General features: G+C 61.5%; 4 protein-coding genes. All 4 read left to right on the forward strand.

Going from position 1 to position 4,262, the window contains the following annotated elements:
* The first annotated feature begins 274 nt into the window (after window positions 1–274).
* The 4 genes from T370_RS0121350 to T370_RS0121365 all read left to right on the forward strand — a co-directional run bounded on the left by T370_RS0121350 (window position 275) and on the right by T370_RS0121365 (window position 3,937).
* Window positions 275–895 (forward strand): nucleotidyltransferase family protein, encoded by a 621-nt coding sequence (locus T370_RS0121350; RefSeq protein WP_051643938.1) that lies wholly within the window; start codon window positions 275–277, stop codon window positions 893–895.
* A gap of 10 nt (window positions 896–905) precedes the next feature.
* Window positions 906–1,604 (forward strand): HD domain-containing protein, encoded by a 699-nt coding sequence (locus T370_RS0121355; RefSeq protein ID WP_005028270.1) that lies wholly within the window; start codon window positions 906–908, stop codon window positions 1,602–1,604.
* On the forward strand, window positions 1,561–2,460 hold the full coding sequence (locus T370_RS0121360) for a D-alanine--D-alanine ligase family protein (protein ID WP_005028269.1): 900 nt from the start codon (window positions 1,561–1,563) through the stop codon (window positions 2,458–2,460). The genes T370_RS0121355 and T370_RS0121360 overlap by 44 nt, the downstream gene beginning before the upstream one ends.
* A gap of 91 nt (window positions 2,461–2,551) precedes the next feature.
* Window positions 2,552–3,937, forward strand: coding sequence for a 3-deoxy-D-manno-octulosonic acid transferase (locus T370_RS0121365; protein ID WP_029436947.1), 1,386 nt, complete (start codon window positions 2,552–2,554; stop codon window positions 3,935–3,937).
* Window positions 3,938–4,262: the final 325 nt, after the last annotated feature.

Genomic DNA, 4,262 nt, shown 5'->3' on the forward strand with positions numbered 1-4,262 from the left:
CCCCTCCAAACCTCCCCCACCCCTCCCAAAGACTTTTGACCTTATCGAATCCCTGCTCCCGTCTTTCCCTGTGGGTGGAATCACAAAAGCCGAACAATTTGAGTCATCATTTTAAAAAATAAACGGAAAAGCATTCCTCATTTCCAGACAAACCGGGATGAGGGATTCGATAAAGTCGAAAAATTTTGAAGAGGGAGGGATGGGGTTTGGGGAAGGGAGGGGGAAACTTTTTTAAAAGTTTCCCCCTCCCTTCCCCAAATTCCCCGCAAAAACCATGACCATACCCCCAATACTTCCCGCCATCGTGCTGGCCGCTGGGTTCTCCCGGCGCATGGGCCGCTGCAAACTGACCCTGACGCTCGACGGGGAACCGCTCGTGCGCCGGGCCGTCCGCGCCGCGCTGGACGCCGGGCTTGCCCCCGTGCTCGTCACCGTGCGGCCCGACGCCTCCCCGGAATTGCTTGAGGCCGTCTCCGGCTTCGATGCCCGCGTGGAGATCGTCCCGGCTCCCGACGCTCATCTCGGACAGGCCGAATCCCTTAAGGCCGGCATCCGGCGGCTTGTTTCACGCTTTGCCTGCCCTCCTCCGGGCACCGTCGTCCTCCTTGGGGATCAGCCGCTGGTCGGGGCGGGATTGGTACGCGAACTGACGGCGTTTTATCTGCAAAAACCGGAATGCGCGGCGGCTCCGGCGTGCGACGGCGTCCGGGGCAACCCGGTGATCCTGCCCGCCGGGGCATTCGGCGACACGCTCCTCCTGAGCGGCGACAAGGGCGCTCGGGGCATTCTCGCCGCATTCGGCTTGCGCCTCATGCCTACCAATGATACGGCAGCAATAACAGATGTTGATACGTGGGAGGCTTACGAAAGCCTGTCCCGTGCAAAGCCTTTGTAAGGAAGCCTCCATGTCCCAGTCAGCAAGCGAACACGCGGTCCATTTCGTCACGCCTCCCCTCCGGAGCGGCAGACCCTACGAAAATCCGGCCCTTCCCGAGCTTCCCAACCTGTGGAGCCTCGATCATCCGGATACCGCCCCGATTCCCGACGAGGCGGCCTGCCGTGCCCTATGGACGCGCTACGCCATGTTTTCCCATATCGAACGGCACAGCGAATGCGTGGCCGGCATGGCCGAGGCGCTGGCCCGGAGGGCCGTGGAAACAGGCGCGACCAGACACCCAGAGCTTGTGGCCCTGTCCCTCGCGGCGGGGCTGCTGCACGACATCGCCAAGTCCTATACCGTGCAGTTCGGCGGCAGCCATGCCCAGATCGGCGCGTCATGGGTGGTCGATTCCACTGGCAACCACAAGGTCGCCCAAGCCGTCTACCACCATGTCGAATGGCCCTGGCCGTTGCCAGAAGATCTCGTACATCCGGTTTTTTTCGTCATTTATGCGGACAAGCGGGCCCGCCACGACGAAATGGTATCGCTCGACGAGCGCTATGAAGATCTGCTTGTCCGCTATGGAAAAAGCGAACACTCCCGCGCCGCCATCCATCGCGGCTGGGAACATTCCAAAACCATTGAGCGCGTCCTTTCGGCGCAACTGGAGTTTCCTCTCCATGAAAGTACTGTTGTTGGCGGGCGGCTGGTCTCCCGAGCGTGAAGTTTCCCTGAAAGGCGGCGAGCAGATCGCCGCCGCCCTCAAGGAACGCGGGCACAGCGTAACGCTCTGCGATCCGGCCAAGGATTTCGAACGGCTTATGGACATGGCCCGCGAACATGACGCGGCCTTCATCAACCTGCACGGCGCGCCCGGCGAAGACGGCCTCGTACAGGCCATCCTCGATCGCGTGAACTGCCCGTATCAGGGGGCCGGCCCCGCCGGTTCCTTCCTCGCCCTGCACAAGGCGGCGGCCCGGCAGATCTTCCGCGATGCGGGCCTGAACATCCCCGACGGCGTGTTCCTGCCCCGCCATCCCGGCCCGAACTGGAAGCCCGATCTGCAATACCCGATGTTCGTCAAGTCGAACACCGGCGGCTCGAGCCTGCACCTTTCCCGCGTCACCAACGAAGAGGAACTCTACACGGCCCTGAACTCCCTGTTCTCAATGGGAGAGGAAGCCATTGTGGAAACCGCCGTCGTCGGCCGTGAAGTGACCTGCGGCGTGCTCGGCGAAGAGGCGCTCGCGCCCATCCTCGTCGTTTCCAAGGGCAACTACTTCGATTACCACAACAAGTACGCGCCCGACGGCGCACAGGAAATCTGTCCCGCGCCCATTGCCCCCGAGGAAACCGCCAAAGTGCAGGACGCGGCCCTCCGCGCCCACCACGCGCTCGGGCTCAAGGGCTACAGCCGCGCCGACTTCATCCTTCAGGATGACGGCACCCTGTATATCCTTGAAGTCAACACCACGCCGGGCATGACCTCCACCAGCCTCGTTCCCCGCGAAGCCGCCGTCAAAGGCATGTCCTTCGCGGATCTCGTCGAACGCCTGCTCGAACTCGCTCTGGAACGATAGGGCGGAAAAGGACTTCTGCGAGGGAAGAGGGAACCTTTCCAGAAAAGGGCTCCCCTTCCCTCGCCGTCTTTCAAACCAAGGATACCTCACAGTGAAACGCAGCGTGCTCCGCGCCCTGTTGAGCGGCGCATACGGTTTGGCATGGCTGGCGGCCCGTCCAGTCCTGTGCCGTCATAAGCGCCTTCAAGAAGGCTTCCCGCAGCGTCTGGTTCCTGACGGATGGCCCGGATCGGCGCTCGGCATGGAAACGGGCGACGGAAGCGCAAGCTCTCATACACGATCGGATATCTGGCTTCAGGCGGCATCCGGCGGCGAAGCCTATCTCGTCTGGGAACTGCTCGCCCATCTTGCCGTATTGTGCGAAAAGCAGGGCACTCCTGAACCTCTGTATGTGCTCGCTACCACGTGGACACGGCAAGGGCTCGACATTTTGCAGGATATGTCGGGAAAACTTCATGAGAAGCACCCGTGGCTGTCCGTCCGTTCGGCGTTTTTCCCGCTGGACGCGCCAAAACTCATGGAGAAGGCGCTCGATCAGGTCCGCCCTCGTGTGGTCGGCCTGCTGGAAACCGAACTCTGGCCCGGCCTCATGCTGGCTTGCGAAAAACGTCATGTCCCCATGCTGATCCTCAACGGGCGCATGACGGACAAGAGCCTGCGCGGTTACCTCAAGCTTGAGGCCGCCATCCCCGGCTTTTGGGAATCCATTGCGCCCAAGCATGTTTGCGCCATCTCAAAAGCGGACGCCGGACGTTTCGCCCGGATCTTCGGCGGCGACAGAGTGGAGGCCGTGCCGAACATCAAATTCGACCGGGCCACCGCCACAGCCATACCCGCCGTGTCCGCCCCTTTGCTCAAACTCCTGCCTCCGGAACTTCACGCCCGGCAGACCGTCCTGCTGGCCTCCGTCCGCGAACAGGAAGAACCCGCGCTCCTTTCCGTCATCCAGACATTGCGCGCGCACGACGCCCCCACCATCGTCGTCGCCCCCCGGCACATGCACCGCGTCAAACCGTGGCAGGCGCTCCTGAGCGGCGCGAAACTCCCGGCCGTCATGCGCTCGAAGCAAGAAGGGACCATCCCCGCCGGGTCCATCGTCATATGGGACACGTTCGGGGAACTCGGCCAGCTTTACCAGCTTGCGGACGCCGTTTTCGTCGGCGGCAGCCTCGCACCCCTCGGCGGCCAGAATTTCCTCGAACCATTGGCACTCGGCAGGATTCCCTGCTGCGGTCCGCATCTGGACAACTTCGCATGGGCGCTGGAACGTTCCGGCGAAGCCAAGCAGGACTCCCTCGAAGCCCTCGGCCTTCTCCAAACCGGGGAAAACGCCAAGGCCGTCGCAGCACTGCTGCAACAGCAACTCGCCGCTCCAACACCGCATGACGCCGTGCGGGAACGCTTCCAGCACTGGCTCGCACCCCGTCTCGGCGGCTCGGCCCGCTGCGCGCAGAGATTATTGGATGAAATGAAGTGAAAAAACGGGGGAGGGAGCTTTTTGCAAAAAGCTCCCTCCCCCGGCCCCCTCCCGCAAAAACTTCGACGGATGGGGAGGAAACGCGAAAGGAATCCGTTCCGCTCACAGTTTGTAATCCTTTTCTCTTCCCCAAAAGCAAAAGCCTGAACTCTTGTTCAGGCTTTTTTCATATCTACAAGGAAGACTGCCGGACAACCAAGATGATCAACAAGAGAACCGGCGCTTTTTATATCCATAGGGAAGACTGACAAGAGGGATTCGATAAAGTCAAAAGTCTTTGGAAAGGGAGGGATGGGGTTTGGGGAAGGGAGGGAAAAGCTTTTCT

Source organism: Bilophila wadsworthia ATCC 49260, from assembly GCF_000701705.1.
GTDB classification, from domain to species: domain Bacteria; phylum Desulfobacterota; class Desulfovibrionia; order Desulfovibrionales; family Desulfovibrionaceae; genus Bilophila; species Bilophila wadsworthia.

Bases quoted from the DNA above. Each gene is read 5' to 3' on its own strand.
- T370_RS0121350 (WP_051643938.1), top strand. From the start codon at position 275: ATGACCATACCCCCAATACTTCCCGCCATCGTGCTGGCCGCTGGGTTC.
- T370_RS0121355 (WP_005028270.1), top strand. From the start codon at position 906: ATGTCCCAGTCAGCAAGCGAACACGCGGTCCATTTCGTCACGCCTCCC.
- T370_RS0121360 (WP_005028269.1), top strand. From the start codon at position 1,561: ATGAAAGTACTGTTGTTGGCGGGCGGCTGGTCTCCCGAGCGTGAAGTT.